This is a genomic window from Pseudoalteromonas sp. SS15 (assembly GCF_049257195.1).
In the GTDB taxonomy this organism is placed as follows: domain Bacteria; phylum Pseudomonadota; class Gammaproteobacteria; order Enterobacterales; family Alteromonadaceae; genus Pseudoalteromonas.
The window spans coordinates 24380-46141 of the sequence record NZ_JBMMUD010000012.1 but is presented as its reverse complement, the minus strand read 5'-3'; the positions used below and the strand labels follow the sequence as shown (position 1 = coordinate 46141).

Sequence of the window (21762 nt, the reverse complement as noted above, 5' to 3'; positions counted from 1 at the left end):
AAGCCCCATTTCTTTTCATGCATTAAGCAAACACCGCAACCGTTTGTCTACTCAGTGCCAATAGCTCCCCATCTGGGTGCCAAATTTTAGCTTCTTCGATCGCGTATCCATCAGCGCTGTTATGTGTCACCGCTTCAAAACCAAACCACTGGCTCTGTTCTAATTGTACTGGTTTTAAAAATTCAATGTACCAGCTCATGGTACTTGCAGGTGCCGGACGAGGATACATTTGCAGCATAGTCGGCGGCCATGCATCGCTCAATGCCAGCAATTGCAGCTCATCTTGAAAACCTTCATGCTCAGCAAAACGCATCCAACCACCTAAATGCGATGTCATTGCGCCCGTAAATGGCATACCACCTTGTTGTAAGCAAATTTCAACATGCTGAAAAAATTCTGGCGTCATATTTGGAATATAAGGAATGCGTTGTTCAGGCTTAGGCGCAACTAATTGATGGGTTTCATCATTGCTCACCAGTAACTCTGACTTACGAGATTCACCAAAACAAAATTGCGCCAGTACACAGGTGCTGCCATCTTGTTCAATACGCGCCAATACTTGAGAGGCGCTTTTACCTTCACGTAACACTTCGACTTTAATATCGAACGGCTGCTCAGCAATCAGTGGACCGATAAAGTTTGTACTAATAGACAAGACTCGACGGGTTGGCTTTACAACTTGTTTTACTGCTTGGAAAAGTAGCGCCCCAGATACGCCTCCAAATGCAGTACGGCCTTGGCACCAAGAGCTAGGAAGGACAATCCCTGACAGCCCTTGTTCTAATTGCGAGAGGACAGTTTGTAAATTCATAGTAAAAACCTAAAGTGGAAATCAGATAAAGTGTATGTGTTTTTTATACCACAGACCGACTGGTACGACCACACCCAAATTTTATACTACTTTCTACCTTTTCTAATTTTAAAAATCCCATAACAAACACTGAAAATTCATCTCTAGCCAAAAAATAATTTGAATTAACGCAACAATTAACTAGCATTTTATATACGTTGCGAATGCTTGTAATTGTGCAGGCCCTGCCACCGATGTGCTTTGGAAAAACCATGGCCAATACGTGAGCTGCGTAGCCCATGCTAAGAATATTGAAGTGAATAACGGATTACTTACTGAGGAGGAAGGAGATGCCCTCACAGAAGCCGCTGGTGAAAGTAATTGCGGTAAACAATCAAAAGGAAAAGGTAAAGGAAAGTAAGACCCTCCATAAGCGACTGATAAAGGGGCATGATGCCCCTTTATTTTTGCATCAAAAATCCCAAAATTCGCAACAATGGGTGCATTTTGCTTCGCACATTCAGATGCCTTTTTTCTAAAAAATCGAAAAGCTATTAAGATCATAAACTTACAAAATTTGAAAAGTTGGCACCCAACCTGATACATATGACTTGAGTAAATGAGAGTAAGCTAGATACCAGCACTCATTGGCAAGGCCTCCCCCCACAGGTTCACCACCAATGAGTGCTAATTTCATATTGGTTCACATGCGCACTTGACAGCGATGTCATTTGACATCTAATGTTAAAAATAGGTTAAGCGACCTATTTCAGAAACATGCGATTCAAAGGAACTCAAATGAAAAACCATTCTCTCAAACTACTTGCGTTGCAAGTTGGTTTAATTGCTTCGGCCAATGCTTTAACGATTGTCGATGATCCAAACAACCCAAACGGTTATTTACTATCGCGAGCAGAAATTAATGCTGCGCGTGACGCAAAAGCCTCAGATCCTATGTATCAGATTTGGGCCAAAGCGCTAGAAACACGTGACAACAGTATTGTTGAAGCGATCACGCCTAGCAATGCCAATAATCCTGAAAACGTGAAACGCGTTGAGCGTGTTTTTGGTCAGCAAGAATGGGACTTTTTAACCGGTATGGCTGCCCCTGAATATACTTATACGCGTTTCTTACGTGCCATAGGTAAATTCCCAGCATTTTGTGGTGAATATACAGATGGCCGTGATTCTGATGCCATTTGTAAGAAGTCTATCATCACAGCATTTGCACACTTTGCACAAGAAACTGGTGGACATATTGCCAAAGACAATATTTCTGACAATCCACAGCAGTTAGAAGAGTGGCAACAGGCACTCGTGCATGTTCGTGAAATGGGCTGGTCTGAAGGTCAACCTGGTTACACGACAGGGTGTGGACAAAACGACTGGCAAAACCGTCGCTGGCCATGCGCTGATGGTCAAGGTTATTTTGGCCGAGGAGCAAAACAACTTTCTTACCACTTCAATTACGGTGCTTTCTCTGAAGTCATGTTCAACGGTGATGCAACTGTACTGCTAAACAACCCAGGTTTAGTTGCTGATTCTTGGCTCAACTTAGCTTCAGCTATTTGGTTTTTCTTAACGCCTCAAGCGCCAAAGCCCGCCATGTTGCATGTTATTGATCGAACTTGGGTGCCCTCTCAAAAAGAGCTCGCTGCCGGTATTGGTTATGGGTTTGGTACCACCATAAATGTGATCAATGGGGGCATTGAGTGTGGCGAGCAAAACCGTACTAAAGGTCAGCCAGTAAACCGTATTCGTTACTGGGAAGGTTTATCGAACTATTACAACATTCCAATTGAAGCTGACGAAGAAAATACCTGTTGGCAGCAAACGCCTTTTGGTAGCTTAAATCTAAATGGCTCTGCAGATGTACTCTACACTAATTGGGAAGCAGATTGGACTTATCACTCAGACCGCCCAGGTGGCCAGTCATTCGAGTGTAAATTAGTGGGTTACCAAACTGCGTATTCCGCACTTGTGCCAGGCGACTATGAAAAGTGTGTCACTAATTTTTATCAATCTCATGTTAATTGGCCAAATGTGACGGTGGTTGAAAAGCTCGATCCGCCTAAAGATAAACCACCAGTGGGGGGTATTGCGGCATGGGATAACACTAAGGTGTATTTAAAAGGTGACAAGGTCAGCTTCAATAAAACAATTTACACCGCGAAATGGTGGACACAAGGCGACCAACCTAAGGCTGATGGCGGACCTTGGGCGCTAGTCAAATAAGCCATACTCGCCCGTATTGATCCATAAGTTTACGGGCCGACACGCTATTAAACTACCCGATAGGTGATTGATATTTATGTTATCAATCACCTTTTTTATTGCTTTATTTTGACCACATTTTAAAAAAATCGACGACGTAACAACCATCCCTTGTAAAATTAAAGTTAAAATTCAGTTAACATTTATTTTACACCGCAATAAATATGCGCTACTTTTATGCTCGGTTCCCAAAACCATAAACAAGTAATTGTAAGGATATGATAATGAAAGCACGCCACTTCTTGCCGCTGTTAAGTGCGGTTTCACTGTCTGTAGCAGCTCAAGCGCCACTGACAGAAGCACAAATGATGAAATACACATCACAAGCACAAAAAACCACAATAGGTAAAGCTGCACAGCTTAACCTGCCGCTTAACAGTCAATTCGCAACTGCAAATGCCGTGAACCAAACGGTCATTACGCAAACGGTTTCACACCCAAATGCCAGTTACATCAAGCTGCACTTTAAGAATATCAACTTACAGAATGGCGGCAAACTAGTCGTTCGCTCTGAGGATGGTAGCGAGCGTTATGAGTACACAGAGTTCAACATGAGCACCGCTACAAAAGCGCAGGGCGATGATGGGGTTTCATCATTTTACGCAATGTCAGTCTCAGCAGACAAAGTGATTGTTGAATACACGCCTGGTCAAATTAATAATACCTTCGCAGCACAAAGCCAAATCTCGCTGGCAGATGCTGAAATCGATAGTTACTTCCATGGTACAGAGAATGACTTTGCACAGTCTATTGAAACCGATGTAGGCATAGCCTCTACTTGTGGTGCAATGGAACGCCGAGACGTGCAATGCTGGGCTAATTCAAACCCAACAGAGTTTGAACGTTCTCGACCAGTTGCCCGATTACTTATGAACGGCAGTGGTTTATGTACTGGCTGGCGAGTTGGCAGTGATAACCGCATGTTCACCAATAACCACTGTGTTGAATCTGCATCTGAACTGGCAAATACTGAAGTATGGTTTAACTATCAACACACAAGTTGTGATGGAAATACGCTAGAGAGTGTTGTAAAAGTCACAGGTAAAGATCTATTAAAGACCGATTACACCCTCGACTATACGTTATTTACCATTAATGATTTCGCAAAAGCGGCACCATTTGGTTATTTTGGTCTAGATGTACGTGATGCAACACAAGGTGAGCGCATTTACATTCCTCAGCATGGCTCTGGTAATCCAAAAGAGCTGTCGATTGAATCTGACAGAGATGCTAACGGTCTTTGCTCTGTAAACAATGCAAACGCGAATGGCCGTGGCACAGGTACTGACTTGGGCTACTACTGCGATACGATTGGCGGCTCTTCTGGCTCTCCGGTACTTGCTGCAGCAACAAACAATGTTATCGCACTTCACCATTTAGGTGGATGCACTAACAAGGGCGCAAAGATCAGTTTAATTTGGCCTCAGGTTTCGAGTCATTTCAATGGCCAAGTACCTTCTGGTGATAATGGCACAGTTGACCCACAACCAATCGCTGACTTCGATATTAACTGTAACCTAATGAGCTGTAGTTTTGATGGCAGCCGATCAACTTCACCAAATGGCGCTATTACGCAATACGAGTGGCAATACGGTGATGGCTCTGCCAACGGCTTTGGCACAAATGTAAGTCATACATACACTGTAGCTGGTGAATACTCGGCTACGCTCACCATCACTGATGAAACAGGCGCAACAGCAAGCAAAACCTATACACTTGCTGTCGATGATGGTACAGACCCTAAACTACTTAAAGATGGCGTAGCTAAAACTGGGTTAAATGGCGATAGAAACAATGAGCAATTCTTCTACTTTGATGTACCAGCAGGTATGTCAGGTGCCACCATTGTGATAACTGGCGGTTCAGGTGACGTTGACTTATATGTCCGTAAGGGCAGCGAACCTACTCGAACAACTTATGATTGCCGACCTTATCGCTGGGGTAATGAAGAAACTTGTGCAGTGAGCTCGGGTGCAGGTAGATACCACGTTATGCTGAGAGGCTATAGCACTTATAGTGGCGTAAGCTTAACGGCTGCAGCTAATTAATTTTTCCTTTATTAACCTGAACTTTGGTTAAGAGATTTACCAACGTTCAGGTATTAAATTGATAAATAATTTTTCAAGTCTGTAGCCGGAAACTTTTTAAGGATAACAAGGCGAATTTACGCGTCAATAGCTAGCCTATTGCAAGTAAATTCAACACAGTTAGCGTTAAAAATTGTCGCTAGAGATAGATTTATTATCCAGAGCTCAGGTTTATTAACAACTGCTAGCAAAGGCGACTATGAGGATACATGGTCGCCTTTTTTGCACTTAGAACTTTAGTAATAGGTCAGTATAGTGATAATAAAAATTGAGATTGTCATCACTGGCCAAAACCAAATATTGGCTAAACGTTTGTATACTCGCCCATCTCCGGTTTCTTCTTTCGCTTTATAATATTGATGTGCTATCAGCATAAACAATGACGATACCAAATAAAGTAAGAAGTAAAAGATCTCAAAATAGACCACTTCATCAATTTGTAAGTGCTCTCTAATACTGTAATGGGCAAGTAAAATCGTGAAAACAACTGCGGTTATATTGTTACGCAAGTCACCATAAGGTGTGTACTTCATACTCACAACACATGCATACAACAGGCATACCATGACCATTACAGGCAAAAGCGTCGTCACAAATGGTCCGATAAATTCACGCTCAATGTTAATGTTATAGTTAAGCTCGGGCGCGACATTTTGGTTATAAAAAGTATCTAAACCAAAATTAGTATTGTAACTTTCAAATCGATACTTGAAGTAACTGCTCTTTAACTGCCACTCATCAAGCACTATATCGGGAGATACTGCTGGGTTATCCATTTTTGACAGTTTTTCATACGACTCAAGATCCGGCACTAAAATAACATTGCCGCCCATATCAGCTTCATTAAAACTCAGTTCTATGCTCTTATGATCAAACGGGTATTTACTGTAATCAAACTGCTGCCTAGTTTCGATAGAGAAATGCCAGCCAACTAACACACCGCCATCTTTTAAATCCTGCCGATAGGCCTGTTCAATTTTACTGTTAACGGTATGATTAAAAGCCAACTTAGGCTCAATAAAGGCTTTCTGAGAAGCCGTTAGCTTTTGCCAAGCATGGCCTGTCAAATGCACGTTATTGGCATTTACAAACTCAAGTGACTCAACATACAAACCCGTTGCTACATACTCAGGCTGCGCAACATGCATTGTTTCCATCCTGTCACTGTAGCTCGTTGAAAACGCCTCTCTTTGTGCTTGTGTTGTGATCACGACATTATCAGCGCGTTCAAGGGTTTTAAAACTCCTGGCAAACTCAAGTACAAGTGATGTACTCAGTATCAATGTCACTGACAACAGCACATTGTTTTGTGTCCAAGTCAGCTTTCTTACTTTCGTCATCAATAAAATAAGAAAGATAAATGAAGCTGCGCCCCAAGCAATAATATGAATATTATTTTGACGACGCTCGTCTCTGTCCATGTAAAACATGTCAGAAGACATCCGAGTGATCAATGTCCAATTTGTGTGAGGCACTTTTGTACAAGCAGCATAATGCTCGCTGTTATCAAGTGTTTCACCATTAAAAAACAGGTAATCTAAATCGCCTTCAAAGCACCCTGATATTTTAGAGAGATAAGCAAACTCAGTCTCTGACACTAAGTCTTGTAAGTTTTCCATTTCTCTGACATGGCTAAATACAGGGTGAGAGATTAGGTTTTGTTGCTTAGAAAATAAAATACCATAACCGCCAAGTCCCAAGTCTAGCTCTTTCAGTGAAGCAGTTAAATGATCCAACGATATATCAGAGGGCACCACTCCCACTGGCATTTTCCCTTCTCGTTTGGCATTTTTATATTGATAAAAAGGCACCGAGTAAGTCGTCATCAACACATTGTTTTGCGGCTCGTAATACGGTTCAGTCCAGATAGGCCCCTCTTTTAACGGCCTGTGATACCAGCTAAATTCTTTATAAGGCTTGTCATAATCAACCAAGTTATATTTACGCTCGACCCCCGTTAACCTTTCATAATAGGGGCTAAAATATCGGATATTAGGCTGGTATTGATATGGATGAAAGGTCACATTTAAAGAATAAATATCTTCATTGACGGCAAACTCGTCTTCTAACAGCTTTAACACAAATGTTTTATCTGGCGTTGCCGTGACTTCACGGGCAAACCTATCAACACTTGTCATGATTTTTTCTAGTTCACTACCCACTTCTGCCGCGGCATTTAAAGTCTGGGTTTTGACTTGCTCACGAACGCCTTCACTAAAAGACCGAGTCTGCTGGATTTGATAAAAGCTATTTAAGATAAAACCACAAACAGAAATAATTAAAAATAAAGTCAAAAGTGGTTTAGTTAATTGGTTATCCCAGGGATCTTTTACACGCACGCTGTTTTCCAATCTGTGTTTAAATTTTCAAAAATATTAATTCACTAAAATTCAGGCGATATTGCCCTATCAAAACAATTCTAATATGGAATTAAGGTAGAAATATGAAGCCGAAGCAATACATATTGTTAACATTTTAACTAAAACAGAGAAGTTATTTGAGTTTTACACAGATTCTTATCTAAAAGGGTTATAAAAAATAAAAAGCGCATAAAACAGATTGCTTTATGCGCTTTTACTTAACGACTTAATTAATTGGACTTAAAACGTTTAAATTTAGTAGCTAGCTTGAAGCGTCAAACCACTATAAGCACTGTAACCACGAAGCATGATGTAGTAAGTACCGCCCGTGCCAGAGCTCAAGCTACAACTCTCATTGTTACCACTACGATAAGGGCGGCAGTCATATGTACCCGTTGTTGGTGCTACTCCTTTACGAACATAAAGGTCTGCATCACCAGAACCACCTGATGTATTTACATTTAGTGTAACGCCTGCAGGTACATCAATTGTGTAAATAACTTCAGAGTTACGTGATCCAGAAACACCGGTTACTGGTACACCATTGTCAAGACAGTTGGCGCTACAGCCACCACCCGATGAAGTTTTTGCTACCAGCGATACACCAGCATACGCACTATAACCACGAACCATTACATGCCACGTACCAGCAGCTGGGTTATTAAAAGTACAGGTTTCTTCATTACCGTTTTTGTATGGACGACAGCTATATGATGATTGTGTAGGCTTAGTACCTTGTTGAACATAAAGGTCTGCATCACCCGAACCACCAGACATATTAAATGTCACACCCGACGTATTCGCTGGTACTTCAAATGTGAAGAAGCTTTCAGAGCCATTAGCACCAGAGATACTCACAGCAACACCATCTTCAAGCACTGGATCAGGGTCAACTGGGTCAACCGGACCACCATCCCCCGATAAGCTGTAAAGAAGTTCATTTGGCGAACCTGATTTTGCATCACTGACTTTATTCTTCGAACTGCGGCTACTTAAAAGAGAATCAATTTGCGCTGGCGTACGCGTACTATCTTCATCAAGATAAAGTGCTGCAACACCAGCAACATGAGGTGCAGCCATTGATGTACCACTGATGGTATTAGTCGACGTGTTAGAGTTGTACCAAGCTGACTTAATGCTTGAACCCGGCGCGTAAATATCTAAACAACTACCATAGTTAGAGAAGCTTGAGCGGCTATCACTGCTCGTTGTTGAACCAACTGTAATAGCATCAGCAGCACGTGCTGGTGAATAGTTACATGCATTTGAGTTGTCATTACCAGCAGCAACAACAAAGGTTACACCTGCAGCAACTGCAGAGTTAACTGCATCATCAAGCGCTTGTGAAACACCACCACCTAAACTCATGTTAGCAACAGACGGGCCAGACGCATTGTTTTTCACCCAATCAACACCTGCAATAACGCCTGAGTTAGTACCTGAACCAGTACACCCTAGTACTTTGATACCAACGATATTCACATTCTTTGCAACACCGTACTGGCTACCGCCAATTGTACCCGCTACGTGAGTACCATGACCGTTACAGTCTGTTGCATCTGCATCGTTATCGACGAAGTCGTAACCATGTGATGCTCGGCCACCAAATTCGTTGTGAGAAATTAGGACACCGGTATCGATAACATAAGCCGTTACACCCGCACCATCGTAGTCATAATGATAGTTTGAGTTAAGTGGTAGTGAACGTTGGTCAACACGGTCTAAACCCCAAATTGCATTTCCCTGATCAACATTGGTTGCTGCTAGAGGAGACACACTCACAATCTGATCTTGCTCGATATAGTCAACATCAGGGTTATTCAGTAAGTCTTGAACTTGGTTTGCAGATGCATTCACAACCACACCATTTAAAGAACCAGCAAACTTGCGTGATACATCTACGTTATAGCTATTTACGAGTTTTTGGCTGGCCTGCTCAGCATAACTTGCTACTGCATCAGCGCTTTGAATATTTAAAACTGAAGGGGTTTTAAATACTACAATGTATTGATTTGGAATGGCTTTGCTTGCAGAAACTTGTTTTAGTTCTGCTTGAGCTACAGCTTGACCAGATACAATTGCACCGATAGCAAATGCTAGAGTCGATAATTTACGCATAATGATTCCTTTTACTTTGTTGTTTGATTAAAAATCACTCAAACCATAGCGCAAGGAACCTTAAAGATCACATTTTATTTACATAAATTTAAACTTTCTCATCTTTAAATTCGTACCCATAACTTTACATTCAAGCATTTTATTCATTAGATTCAATTATTTAATTTAATAAATTTGACACAATCAACATTGTTAAATTTTAGTTACATACTTGGCAAAAGTGGCTTCCACCAAAAAGTTTGCACAAATTTCTTTTCTGAATTGAAAATTTCTCCAGTTATGGGTGTTCTAATCACAGCATGATGCTCATCCGCCGCTTTTGACACGCGCTCCAATGGTTCGAACCATGCATGAAATGCTAAATCAAACGTGCCATTGTGCACCGGCACCATCACTTTACTTTGTAAATCAAAGTGTGCTTGTAAGCTTTGCTCTGGTGTCATATGAATATCGGCCCAGTCTTTATCATAAGCGCCCGTTTCATATACCCAAACCATATCAAGATGCATGATTCAGAGCGATGACTTCTGCCGTAGTTCAAGGAAAAGAATGCAGCGTAATGACAAGTCCTTTCCAAGTTCTTTGACGATGAAATGGGGCGGAAGACACGCTCACTTGGGCGAGTTTGATTGGCTTTCATACTTCGTTATCAATTTTCGATTTAGAACCACTAGATCTTCAAATCGATGCCTTGCCTGAAAGCCAATCAATCCTCGCTGAATCTCGTATCTTTATGTGGTTTGGGTATTAAGTTAAATCAAACGGGCCGTACTTCTCGCCAATTTTCTTAAAGCCATCAAAGTAGCCAGAGTCACCACTGAAATAGATACTTTCTTTAATGCACCAAACAAAAGTAAACTACTGAGTGCAACTTTTTTAATTTGGATTTAGAATAAGGCGGTTATCGAGAGGAAAATTATGAAATTATCTGATCAGAAAAAATTGCACATTTTAGCTGCCGCAGAGCAATTGTTTTATGAGCAGGGCGTCGACGCCACCAGCATGGACGACATAGCTAAGCTTGCCAAAGTATCAAAGCGCACGGTTTATAACCATTTCGATACTAAAGATCAGCTGTTTCACGCGATTTTATTCAAAATGAAAGACGAGTTAATGACGACAGAAGCGGTGGTTTTTGACCCGAGCAAACCCTTGCATGCGCAATTACAACTCATTGCAGAGCAAGAAGTACAGCTACTGACTTCAGACAATTTCTTGCGCATTGCGAAAATTGCCTTTATGCAGATGCTAAAAGATTCTGAATTAGCCTCACAACTTGGTAGCAACAAAGTGGGCTGCATGACTTTTATCGAGGCCTTCTTAAAAGATGCCGTCGATGCCAACGCATTAGCCATAGATGACATTGAATTTGCAGCAAAACAGTTTCTTTTTCAGCTTAAGTCGTTTATTTTTTATCCGCACTTATATGGATTCGAAAAGCCAACGCCTGAACAGCAAAAGCATATTATCGAACAAACAATTACTATGTTTTTAGCGCGATATACAAAAAACGAGAGGCCAATATGATAAGAGCAATGACACACGCAGATTTTTCAGCATTTTGGCCGACTTTTCAGAGTATTATTCAAGCACAAGAGACTTATGCCTTTGATCCAGATATGAACGAGTCGAGCGCATATTCACTGTGGTGTGAAGCGCCGCTAAAGTCTTTCGTTTACGAAGAGCAAGAACAAGTACTAGCGAGTTATTATTTAAAAGCCAATGCCATGGGGCCAAGCTCACACATTTGTAATTGCGGCTATATGGTCTCACCTTTGGCTGCAGGAAAAGGAATAGCAAGACAACTTTGTGAGCACTCTCAAGAAATCGCCCGAGCGCTTGGTTTTAAGGCCATGCAGTTTAACTCAGTGGTCTCGAGTAATACCGTTGCGGTATCGCTTTGGCAAAAGCTCGGCTATGAAATTATTGGCATAATACCAAAAGCCTATAATCACCCGAAGTTAGGTTATGTAGATAGTCTCATTATGTATAAGTGGCTGAGCGATGAATAATACCAATCCTAGAGGATTGGTATTAGCCGCAAAACACCTTTAAACAATAAACTTATTCAACAAGCTTTGCTGCGACTTCACGTCCCCAAGTAGTTGTTCATTGGCGGTGATCTGTTCGTGCGCAAAGCTGTCAACTTGTTGGCTGATATCGCGAATACTAATGGTGTTTTTGTTAATGTCTTCAATCACCACACTTTGCTCTTCAATGGCTGCTGCAATTTGAATGTTACGATCCATTATTTCTTTCACTTCGTTCGATATGCTCTCTAAAGAATCACTGGCAATTTGTGTATGCTCAACACAACGATTTGCTTTGTCTTTACTTTCATCCATCGAAGTTTGTACTTGCGAAGAATAGTGCTGAATTTGCTCTATCATCGACTTAATTTCTGTGGTCGATTCTTGCGTCCTTGAAGCCAGTGTTCGTACTTCATCGGCTACGACCGCAAAGCCGCGACCTTGCTCACCTGCTCGTGCGGCTTCAATTGCCGCATTGAGTGCTAATAGATTGGTTTGCTCTGCAATGCCGTTGATCACAGATAGTATTTGTTCAATATTATTGCTGTAAGAGGCCAGTTCACTACTGAGCTGCTGAGCCGAACTAATAGACGCCGACAACTCCACAATATCTTGGGTGGTTTTCGCAAATACTTGTTTATTTTCATCTGCGGTTTTATTAACAGCCGTCACTGAAGCCGCCGCATCTTGAGCGCTTGCAGCTATATCAGAAGACGTTGTGCTCATTTCATTCATAGCTGTGGCTAAATTATCTATCGACAAGTATTGCTGATTGAGAGACTCAGATGATTGCATTGACAATTGCGAAGCATGATTACTTTCGGAGGTGATATTCTCAGCTTTGTGCTTAATATCTGACACCAACTGTTGCAAGTAAGATAAAAACTGATTGAAGTTATTAGCCACAACCCCGCATTCATCTTCACTTTGCACATTCAAACGGCGAGTCAAATCACCACCACCACTGGCGATTTGGCCAATTGCACTTTCTAACGTATCAAGCGGGCTCAATAAATGTTTAGCAAGCTTTCTTAATAGAAACACACACAGCGCAATACTAAACACCGCGAAGATAAATGTGCGACTGGTAAAAGTAGACAAAGACTCGTAAACCAGTGACTTATCAAGTAATACAGCCAAGTACCAATCAACCCCAGCACTGTCATCAAGCGGTAAAAAATAAGCCAGTTTATCTTCGCCTTGATGACTCAACTCTAAAATTTCGCTTTGTCTATTTGGGCTAAGTTTGTACACAGCTTGGCTAGACTTACCATTTAAACTGGCATTCGGATGGGTAATAATCGTGCCTTGCCCGTCAACAATAAACGCAAAGCCGGTATTGTTGAAATTTATGGTATTCACACTATCTGCGATTGTTTGCAAAGACAAATCACCACCTATCGCCCCTTTAAAACCTCCACTATTAACTGAAGTAACAATAGAAACTAAGAGCTCTTTCGTAGCTGCATCAACATAAGGAGGTGTAAACACTATGCCTTGACTGTTTTTAGCTTGTTGATACCAAGCTCGCTCGCGAAAGTCGATCTCTGGTGGGTTTACACGATTTTTGTTATTAGAGCGAAGTCCCCGCTCGTCTGCCAAGGTGCCAAACACCAACAAAAACTCATTTCTTAGGGCATTGTTTTCGAGGGATTTCTGAAAGTTACTTTTTGAAAAATCAGCTTCAAGCTGATGCTTTAGAATACGAACCTGCGCGGCTTTGCCGGCCATCCAATTACTAATACTGCTACTGAGTAAAGCGGTATTATCGACCACATAGGCTTGTGTTTTTTGCTTTAAGCTATTTTCAACCAAGATATATGTTGAAAGCGCCAGAAGCGAAATCACCACAAAAACAACAACCCCAGATACCACCGAAAACTTAGATCTAATCTTCATTTCTCAGCCTTATTCGAATTCAGCAAGAAAGCCGTTAGCATTGTGTAAATATAAACTATACTCAAAAAAACACGCACTTTTGCAGAGAATTCTTATGAGAAGCATCGCTTTTGTCGCCGCCTTGTTAAGTCTTATCTATGCAGTAAACGTATCAGCAGCTTCGAATACACAAGACGAAATAGCCTTGTTGAAAGCGCAATTAAAACTCTTGCAGCAAAAAATAGAAGCGCTAGAAAAAGCCCAAACAAACCAACCCGTAGCCGAAAAGCTAGCGCCAAAACCGAGTATGGTTAAAACTGGTAGGGCTAAGTCTGACAAAGACCTAAAGTTTTACGCCACTATCAGACCAACTTATGGCTACATTGATAATGCAGGTGAGAGCACCACTGACGTCCGTGATGCGTTATCACACATAGGCGTTAAATCGACTCATCAATTCTCAAATGAATTTAAAGCCACACTACATGGCGAATGGGGTATAGACTTATCTAACAACGGAGATTTTGGTAAAGCAAGGCAAGTATATGTCTCGCTAGACACACCGCTCGGTGAGATAGGCATAGGTAAACAGCGCCCCGCACAGTACTTATACATTGCTGAGTATATTGATATTTTTAACCATGCCAGTAGTCCATTTGCCTACGACCCCGAAAGCATTTTTTTCGTGAACAACTTTCTCACCTACTCAAAACAACTTGGTGATTTCACCTTCAAAGCAGGCGCGCAATATGACGGCGAAAATGGCGATAATTATTCAGACTTATTCAACGCAGGCCTAAGCTATGATGTCGATAACCTGCACCTCGCGATGACTTATCAAAATAACCAAGTATATGACGGCGAAACGCATTTAGGAGAGAACAGCATTTTAGCCTTTTCAGGCGCTTACACCTTTCCATCAGACCTATACCTTGCCGTTGGTTATCAAGATAAAAGCTATGACCGCATCACAAGTAATGATCGAGATGGCTCAACATTCGATATTTCTTTGGGCTACCCAATCACCAAACACTATAAACTCAAGCTCGGCTATTTTGATTTTGACGACGGCCTAGATAGCAGTGGCAATGGCTTTGACGGGTATAACATCACACTTGAGTGGCTGCCGGCCGACAAACTACGCTTTCATTTAGAGTATTTAACAAAAGACTATGCCAATAACTCTGGGTTTGATTCTATTTCTGTGGGCTTCAGATATGACTATGTGAAGTTTTTAGATGAATAAGCTTTTCTTTCTATCAGCGCTGGTTTTAACGGTTTGTTTTACGCCACTACCACTTATGGCGTCAGACTCACCAATTAAGGTAAAAATCATAGTTGATGAAGCCTACCCGCCCTACAGTTATGCCGTTAACGGTGCGCCTCGTGGCATTTATATTGAAATGATCCGAAAAGCTGGAACATTACTTAACGATGAATACCACATTGAGTTTGAATCTATGCCATGGAAGCGCGCCTTAAAAGAAATTGAGCTAGGCCATGCTTTTGCTATTCTCCCCCCTTACATTCATAGACAAGCTAGGCCCTACATTGGCCCCTACTCGGTATCATTACTCACCGAACGTGTTGTGGCTGTTTGTAATAAGCACATTTCATTAAAGTCGCTATTTCAAGATGCAAACGCGCAGCAAAGCAAACCACTTAATATTGGTATAAATGCCGGTTACCTCATGTTTACCGATAAATATAAAGAATTGATCGCACAAGAAAAAATAAAAGTTTGGGAAAATAAAAGCACACAAGCGAACCTTCACAAACTCATTGACGGTAAAATTGATTGTTACGTAAATGACAGTCGGGCGATTGAATATAACTTAGCAATGATAACTGATGTGATGCCTGGTGAGTTTGTAGAAGCAGACGAACTAAGCCGACAGACCGCACACATAGGGTTTAGCAATAGTTCTAAGGGGAATTTTCCTTACAAAAGCGATTTTATTTATAAGCTGAACCAAGCTATCAGTATCGTTAAAGAGCAGCATGAGAAGTTCAAAGATTAAGCGTGTGTTAATTTTGCATTCTATTTAATGCTGTGTTTAATTATTTTACTATCAGCATTATTGTCGTGTTTTCGCTTCGGATTTTCTAAATTATGATCAGACATCTTGTTTTTTTTATTCTCGCCGTCTTATTTAGTATCCAAGCTGTCGCGAGCGAACATCGCCCGCTTAACGTGATGTTTTTAAATCCCGGCCACCCTTCAAACAATCCAACAGGGCATTTTTGGCCAAACGTAAATTACTTCATGCAAGAAGCCGCTGACGACTTAGACATTAACCTCACCACCATTTATGCCAACCGCAATCACATTCTAATGAAATCATTTGCTACAGATGTGATAGCTCAAAAACCAGATTTTGCGGTTTTGGTGAATGAAAAAGGCGTGGCGATCAACTTAGTTGAAGAGATCACCAAACATAAGATTCAAGTATTTATGTTACTCAATGACCTCTCAGATGAAGAACTTAGCTCACTCTCTGCAGAGCAAAGACAATATTACGCGGGCAGCCTGACCCCCAATAACTTTGATGCCGGTTTTTCTTTAGCCGAACAACTGCATGACTCACTGGTAGCAAATAAAACCACCCACGGTAAAGTCAATGTGCTTGCCCTACATGGTGATACAACCTCCCCAGCTTCGGTCGCCAGAGCTGAAGGACTCAATAGTTTCTTAAGTTCGCACCCTGAAGTGCGCTTAATCGATAACACAGTTGCAAACTGGTCAAAGCAACATGCTTACGAAAAAGTAAAAGGCATTTTAAAACATCAAAAAGTCGATATTATTTGGGCAGCCAATGATGCCATGGCTTGTGGCGCAACCTCTGCGGTAGCAAGTTACAACCTGTTACCAGCGGTGCGAATTGGCGGCATAAACTGGGATGACGATATTCCAGAAGGCAGATTAGCCGTGTCTGTTGGCGGCCACGTCACGCTAGGCGCTTATGCCATGGTTATGATCAAAGAGTTATCTGAAGGCAAAAGACAGCCAGAAAGAATAGAGCATTCTATTTTTCAACACAGTAATATCAAATCCTACCAAGCCTTTAAATCGGCATTGCAACAAAAACGGTTTAACCAGTGCAACTTTGCCGACTTCTTAAATGATTCAAACACCAAGCGCACGTTTTCTATCGACAATTTGATTTGTGAGTAGTAGTCATCAAAGGCTTGGGCTGAATAAGCCTTTGTTTAATTACTTTCTTAAATTGCAGAGAAAAATTGTGCCTAAAAGTCAGGTATGTGCCAAAAGCAAATTTAGCCAAAGTACATTACGAACATTGCAATACTTGACCCTTGGTATTAAGTAAGTTTTCCGGAGCAGCCTTTTTTAAGCATTTTTATCTATAGAATCACTTAAATATTTAATTGGAAACCCAATAGAATGGTAATCTATATAATGTTCTCCCCCACCCATAACCTTTAAAAGAACCCTGTGAAATATAACTTTAAGTATCTTTATTTCTTTAATTAGCTGTATTTCACTACCTTCTTTAATTTCATTACCATGGGCAGCATTGTTTCGTTGCTGCCAAGCAGATTTCTCTCTAGCCGAAAAGTCTATATCAAGATAAGCTAGGAATCTCTCTGTTAATACGCTTTGGGGTGTTTGATTCAGAGAATTAATCTTGTTCTCTAGCACCTTGTTTTCTGTTTCTTCTAAATTCAGACTTGTTAGAACTTCTAAGGTTGCTTTTCTTAATTCTTTCCATTTGGGCCTTTCAATTAAAGCACTACTAAATATCTTTCCATTGTTTTCAATGTAAGACTTTTGAAGTGATTCTATGCAAGCTCCAAAATGTACCGCGGCAATATGAACTGGTGCACAAACAGCGTGCCAGTATGTCCAAGATAAATGGCCAAACCTATATTTTTCATAATTATTGTATATTGCATTTATAAGTGGAGTAATAATATTACTATCTATTTCCCCTGGATACTTTTCACTAAGGGGAAATGGAGGTAAAGAATGTATTGAAAAGGCTGAACCACCAAAAGTATAAGCACTAATTGATTTAAATGAAACTAACAGCCATTCTGAATCAAAGATACTATAACCTGTTTTTATCAATGGTCTTCCAAAGACAAATGACAAGCAATTTCTAACTTTTTTTCGTTCATCACTCGGTGGGATGCCTAAATAAAGGATATAACCAGATTTAGCACCAACAGATTTAGCATCATTCTTGGTGCTCACTAGGTATAGTTTGTGTCCTCCTACCTCCAGAAAAACACAGCTACTTCCAAATCCGTTAAACGATGACTCTTCTTGTAATTTAACTTTATTTGGTCCTACACCAATTGAAATCTGCGTATGGTTTTTTATGTTAGTTTCAACACAGTCTGGCCATATGAAATGACCATCATCGACATTTTCTAACCATTCAATCAAATATTTTCCAGACTGGGCTTCTCTGATGTCTGCTTCGATAGAACTAACTGATGACAATTCTGTGCGAGTAGAATTTCCGTTGTTATCTGTGGAAATAGTATTGTTAAATGGTTGAACACCATTAATTTTCACCTTGCATTTAGAAGTGCTAGTTAATTCTATTGCATCATTATTTATCCGAACTGTTCCTGGAGGATGGCCTATAGAACAGGCTTCTGAATTAGAGTCTGATATTGTTGTTAGAGTTAAATTAAGACTTTCATCTCTTTTAACTGTTAGACCTCTTATTGGAAAATGTAACGGACCTTGCTCATTAACTTCAAAATGATTGTCATTTATAAACTTTTCGAGTACTTCACCTTTAATTACACTCATATTTATTCCAAGTTTTATTGTCTAACGTTTTATTAAATATTTCGAGAATGTCCCGATACCTATAATGTTTTCATTGAGTGTTTTAAAAACTATTTTCAATAATGACAATAAGTTACCAGCATCTTTGTATAGGTCAAGTAATTCTATCCACTGAAAAACAGAGCTAGGGTAATCAAAAGCTAAAGCCACTTGCTTCATAATAAAAAAGCGAAGAACTGCAATTCTCACAACAACTAAACTAAAATCTCGTTTAAGCAACTAATAAAGCCGCATCTTCCAATTTGTATCTTTGAAAACAGCAGCTACAGACAACACCCTTTCCCCTTGTATCACGCCTGAAAATAAGTAATTGATGAGTAATACGCTCGCATGGATGCGAGCCAAGCGATGATTTCGCCAAGGATGGCGAATACATCGCGGTTACGTTCACATCAATTAGTTATTTGAAGATTTAGCGTGATATAGGGGCGCCGTGGGAGTCCAGAGCGAAGGTCGCACCCGAGCGCTCGGCGGCAGCCGCCCTTTGGTTGCCGTCGCCAATGCGACAACAAACCAACACTCCGATTAAATCCCTTGTTATTAATGGAGTCGCATCTTGCAATTTGTATCTTTGAAAACCGCAGCTACAGACAACACCCTTACCCCTTGTATCAAGCCTGAAAATAAGTAATTGATGAGTAATGTGCTCGCATGGATGCGAGCCAAGCGATGATTTCGCCAAGGATGGCGAATACAGCGCGGTTACGTTCACATCAATTAGTTATTTGAAGACTTAGAGATATAGGGGCGCCGTGGGGTGACGAGTGACCACAAAAATGGAGGGAACATTTTTGAACTGCGAAGCAGATCCGGAGGATGAAAGGCTGGAAGCCTGAAATCAAACGAAGTTTCGCAGCGCGAGGAAGTGGAGGCATGGACGCCGACAGGCAGATGCTTCAGGGATGAATTACTGCACTATGTCGAATTGAATCACTTAGCCGCCCTTTGGTTGCCGTCGCCAACGCGACAACAAACCAACACACCTCTAAATCTCCATTTTACTAACCACCACACCATTCTCATCGGCATACACCCAATCACCTTCTAACACCTCAGCACCGAGTAAAGTCAGCGAACTTAACACACAGCCTAAACCTTGCTTTTTGGTTTTACGCGGCACATGCCCTAGCGCCATGACACAAAATGGCAATGTTTTTAATATTTCCACATCGCGAACACAGCCGTTTACGATAATGCCTGACCATTGGTTTTTAATGGCCGATATAGCCAGGTTATCGCCTAGAAAAGCGAATGATTTAGAAGCTTGAGCATCAACAATTAAAACCTTATTGTCGCCAGGTTGTCTTAAACACTCGCCAACTAGGCTGTTATCTTCTGGGCAGCGGATAATCACGGCCTGGCCTTTCATATAGCGTGATTTACCAAAGTGTGACAAGCCATAATCCATAACTTGTAAAGTATCGCCGTATTCGTCGTACAAATCGGGGGTCGTAAAAACAGACATTTATGATTCCAATTTAAGTCAAGGTAGTACTTACTTAAGCAGTTAAAATTAAAAATTCACAATCTCTTAAGCAAATAGCGGCTATTCATAGAATGCATATTATTGGTGGGTGCAACGGGCTTCTAGCGAGAGCTCTTGCTCTGAAATTTGTGTGATGGTTTCTAGATAACGCTCCTTGATGGGTAAGTCCAAGCCTTTTGAATAAATTTTGTCAATCGCACTTTGTAGTTGAGTAACCAACGTTTGTGGCACTCTCTTATTTAAAGCCAAGTAATTTCCACCTAGTCGAGGATCATCTATATAGTAAGCTGGAACAACCTGCTCAGGTCGAAGTCGATAATTCTGAATGTGGAACTTTAAACTATTCGCAGAGGCAATAAATAAATCGAGTTTGCCCTCAGTAAACGCTTTTATTTCTGCAAACTTTTCAGAAAAAGGAATGTAATTTATATGCTCTTTAAACCCCCATTGCTTGAGCACTTCTTCATATGCATCGCCTTTATGTAAAGCAACCGTGTAATTTGCCAACTCTTCTTTGTTGTTTATTTGAATATCATCGCGTTCAGTAAGTTTATAAAAGCACCCAGGGCTTGAAATAAGTGGCCCAACCCATTTGAACTGCTGTTCACGGCTGGGCAGCCTAGAAGTCGACATGAGACCACTACGAGCATCTTTCAAACTCAGTGTCATCGCGCGCTTCCAAGGGTATAGTGCAAATTTGCATTCAATATTTGCCATTTTACAAGCCATAGCCACAATATCGGCATTCACACCAACGACAGCGCCTTTTTCTAGGAAGTTATAAGGTGGGAACTCTTCGGTATAGATGGTGAGCGATTGCTCAGAGCCAATAGCGTAGGTCGAAGCAAACAGCAGAGCAATACAGCACCTTTTTAACTTCATCAAACAACACCTTAGATAAAAATAAGAGTATGAAAAACTTATGTTTCAAGTTTATGTCTAAATTTAAGCATAGGAAGAAAATCGAGAATTGCCATTTCCTGAATGAATTATGGAAATGGCCGTTCAATGAAATATAGAGGTGAAATAGCAGAGGTAATTTATAAGCTAAAGGTTCTGCCTACTGTAAACAAAATAGTCGAGTCGCCATAGGTGTCGAGATCGGTATCTTCGTAACCCAAAGATAAGTCCCATCCGTTGAAAGAGTAATTTCCCGTCACTCGCCAATGAATGTAGTCATCGTCTTTGCCCTCCCAAGTCCATTTATCATCATCCATACTCATGGAGTAATCGATGCCGACATCAACCGAGAATGACTCGTTTACAGGGAAGTTATGAGTCAGCATCACAATACTATGGCCTGCACCTGTGCCAAAGTAGTCCCACGCATACCAAAAGTTAAGGTTAGTGTTACCGTAATTAAACTTTGCATAGGCTTCTGCATAGTTATAGCTAGAGCTCACATCGGCACCATGGTAGGTGTACTGCGCAATACCGACATCTAAATTAAGCACATCATTCAGAGCCGTGTAGTAACCTACATAACCATCAAACTCGATGTTGGTATCTTCGCCAAAATCGACATTTGAACCCCAGACTCCTGCATACCACCCGGTATCTCCCGCCCAATCAAAGCTTGCCTGAATGGCTGGGTCTTCTTGAGTTTGGCTTACCCCATTAAACAAATAATCAGACACACCCGTCACTGTAATTGAGGTATCAGCCAAAGTCGGAAAAGCGCATAAACACAGTGTATATAAAATCGATTTTTTCATTATTGAACTCTGAAATAATTTTCCTTTATGAAATGAGATTAGTACAAAAATGACTGCTGTAAACAAATGAACAGACTATTTCTAAAACAGAAACACTTTACCTTTAGGTAACATTAAGCAATACCTTGTTGCTAATACCAAAATATCTACACAGTTAATGTGGGTAATACTTAACCCTGTTTTCATATGGTTTACTCTT

The 21762-nt window shown here is 40.9% G+C and carries 18 protein-coding genes; 8 read left to right on the top strand and 10 right to left on the bottom strand.

Features of this window, described 5'->3' with window-relative positions; all coding sequences use genetic code 11:
* Window positions 1–22 precede the first annotated feature (22 nt).
* Window positions 23–811 (bottom strand): thioesterase family protein, encoded by a 789-nt coding sequence (locus AAEU28_RS19345; RefSeq protein WP_421965565.1) that lies wholly within the window; start codon window positions 809–811, stop codon window positions 23–25.
* A 262-nt stretch (window positions 812–1073) separates the two neighbouring features.
* Here AAEU28_RS19345 and AAEU28_RS19340 point away from each other — a divergent pair, with 262 nt between their 5' ends.
* Entirely contained in the window at window positions 1074–1211 is a 138-nt protein-coding gene (locus tag AAEU28_RS19340) for a hypothetical protein (RefSeq protein WP_421965564.1), read from the top strand.
* A 147-nt stretch (window positions 1212–1358) separates the two neighbouring features.
* On the opposite strand, the gene AAEU28_RS19335 is transcribed toward AAEU28_RS19340, so the two are convergent.
* Window positions 1359–1487 carry a hypothetical protein gene (locus AAEU28_RS19335; RefSeq protein WP_421965563.1) on the bottom strand — a complete coding sequence of 43 codons (129 nt, stop codon included), beginning with the start codon at window positions 1485–1487 and terminating at the stop codon, window positions 1359–1361.
* Window positions 1488–1588: 101 nt separating this feature from the next.
* On the opposite strand from AAEU28_RS19335, the gene AAEU28_RS19330 reads away from it, so the two are divergent.
* Window positions 1589–3025 (top strand): chitinase, encoded by a 1437-nt coding sequence (locus AAEU28_RS19330; protein WP_421965562.1) that lies wholly within the window; start codon window positions 1589–1591, stop codon window positions 3023–3025.
* Window positions 3026–3288: 263 nt separating this feature from the next.
* Window positions 3289–5112, top strand: coding sequence for a PKD domain-containing protein (locus tag AAEU28_RS19325; RefSeq protein ID WP_421965561.1), 1824 nt, complete (start codon window positions 3289–3291; stop codon window positions 5110–5112).
* A gap of 275 nt (window positions 5113–5387) precedes the next feature.
* On the opposite strand, the gene AAEU28_RS19320 is transcribed toward AAEU28_RS19325, so the two are convergent.
* From AAEU28_RS19320 to AAEU28_RS19310, 3 genes are all read right to left on the bottom strand, one after another.
* Window positions 5388–7490, bottom strand: coding sequence for a cache domain-containing protein (locus AAEU28_RS19320; protein ID WP_421965560.1), 2103 nt, complete (start codon window positions 7488–7490; stop codon window positions 5388–5390).
* A gap of 276 nt (window positions 7491–7766) precedes the next feature.
* Entirely contained in the window at window positions 7767–9629 is a 1863-nt protein-coding gene (locus tag AAEU28_RS19315) for a S8 family peptidase (RefSeq protein ID WP_421965559.1), read from the bottom strand.
* Window positions 9630–9832: 203 nt separating this feature from the next.
* Window positions 9833–10126 carry an MBL fold metallo-hydrolase gene (locus AAEU28_RS19310; RefSeq protein WP_421965558.1) on the bottom strand — a complete coding sequence of 98 codons (294 nt, stop codon included), beginning with the start codon at window positions 10124–10126 and terminating at the stop codon, window positions 9833–9835.
* 421 nt (window positions 10127–10547) lie between these two features.
* On the opposite strand from AAEU28_RS19310, the gene AAEU28_RS19305 reads away from it, so the two are divergent.
* Together AAEU28_RS19305 and AAEU28_RS19300 are read left to right on the top strand one after the other, a co-directional pair.
* Window positions 10548–11156 carry a TetR/AcrR family transcriptional regulator gene (locus AAEU28_RS19305; protein WP_421965557.1) on the top strand — a complete coding sequence of 203 codons (609 nt, stop codon included), beginning with the start codon at window positions 10548–10550 and terminating at the stop codon, window positions 11154–11156.
* Window positions 11153–11641 carry a GNAT family N-acetyltransferase gene (locus AAEU28_RS19300; RefSeq protein ID WP_421965556.1) on the top strand — a complete coding sequence of 163 codons (489 nt, stop codon included), beginning with the start codon at window positions 11153–11155 and terminating at the stop codon, window positions 11639–11641. Before AAEU28_RS19305 ends, AAEU28_RS19300 begins: the two co-directional genes overlap by 4 nt.
* 39 nt (window positions 11642–11680) lie before the next feature.
* On the opposite strand, the gene AAEU28_RS19295 is transcribed toward AAEU28_RS19300, so the two are convergent.
* Window positions 11681–13558, bottom strand: coding sequence for a methyl-accepting chemotaxis protein (locus AAEU28_RS19295; RefSeq protein WP_421965555.1), 1878 nt, complete (start codon window positions 13556–13558; stop codon window positions 11681–11683).
* A 94-nt stretch (window positions 13559–13652) separates the two neighbouring features.
* Here AAEU28_RS19295 and AAEU28_RS19290 point away from each other — a divergent pair, with 94 nt between their 5' ends.
* The 3 genes from AAEU28_RS19290 (at window position 13653) to AAEU28_RS19280 (ending at window position 16712) form a co-directional block, all read left to right on the top strand.
* The gene (locus tag AAEU28_RS19290; protein WP_421965554.1) at window positions 13653–14783 is read left to right on the top strand and encodes a porin; all 1131 of its coding nucleotides are present in this window, start codon (window positions 13653–13655) and stop codon (window positions 14781–14783) included.
* A complete protein-coding gene (locus AAEU28_RS19285) occupies window positions 14776–15558 on the top strand; it encodes a substrate-binding periplasmic protein (protein ID WP_421965553.1) in 783 nt (260 codons plus the stop codon). The genes AAEU28_RS19290 and AAEU28_RS19285 overlap by 8 nt, the downstream gene beginning before the upstream one ends.
* A gap of 92 nt (window positions 15559–15650) precedes the next feature.
* Window positions 15651–16712, top strand: coding sequence for an ABC transporter substrate-binding protein (locus AAEU28_RS19280; protein WP_421965552.1), 1062 nt, complete (start codon window positions 15651–15653; stop codon window positions 16710–16712).
* Between the two features lie 174 nt (window positions 16713–16886).
* Here AAEU28_RS19280 and AAEU28_RS19275 read toward each other — a convergent pair whose 3' ends face one another.
* The 4 genes from AAEU28_RS19275 to AAEU28_RS19260 all read right to left on the bottom strand — a co-directional run bounded on the left by AAEU28_RS19275 (window position 16887) and on the right by AAEU28_RS19260 (window position 21563).
* Window positions 16887–18323 (bottom strand): hypothetical protein, encoded by a 1437-nt coding sequence (locus tag AAEU28_RS19275; RefSeq protein WP_421965551.1) that lies wholly within the window; start codon window positions 18321–18323, stop codon window positions 16887–16889.
* A gap of 1024 nt (window positions 18324–19347) precedes the next feature.
* Complete coding sequence (rraA, locus tag AAEU28_RS19270) at window positions 19348–19827, bottom strand: ribonuclease E activity regulator RraA (protein WP_421965550.1); 480 nt, start codon at window positions 19825–19827, stop codon at window positions 19348–19350.
* A 99-nt stretch (window positions 19828–19926) separates the two neighbouring features.
* Window positions 19927–20730 carry a substrate-binding periplasmic protein gene (locus tag AAEU28_RS19265; RefSeq protein WP_421965549.1) on the bottom strand — a complete coding sequence of 268 codons (804 nt, stop codon included), beginning with the start codon at window positions 20728–20730 and terminating at the stop codon, window positions 19927–19929.
* 158 nt (window positions 20731–20888) lie between these two features.
* On the bottom strand, window positions 20889–21563 hold the full coding sequence (locus tag AAEU28_RS19260; protein ID WP_421965548.1) for a TorF family putative porin: 675 nt from the start codon (window positions 21561–21563) through the stop codon (window positions 20889–20891).
* Between the last annotated feature and the right edge of the window lie 199 nt (window positions 21564–21762).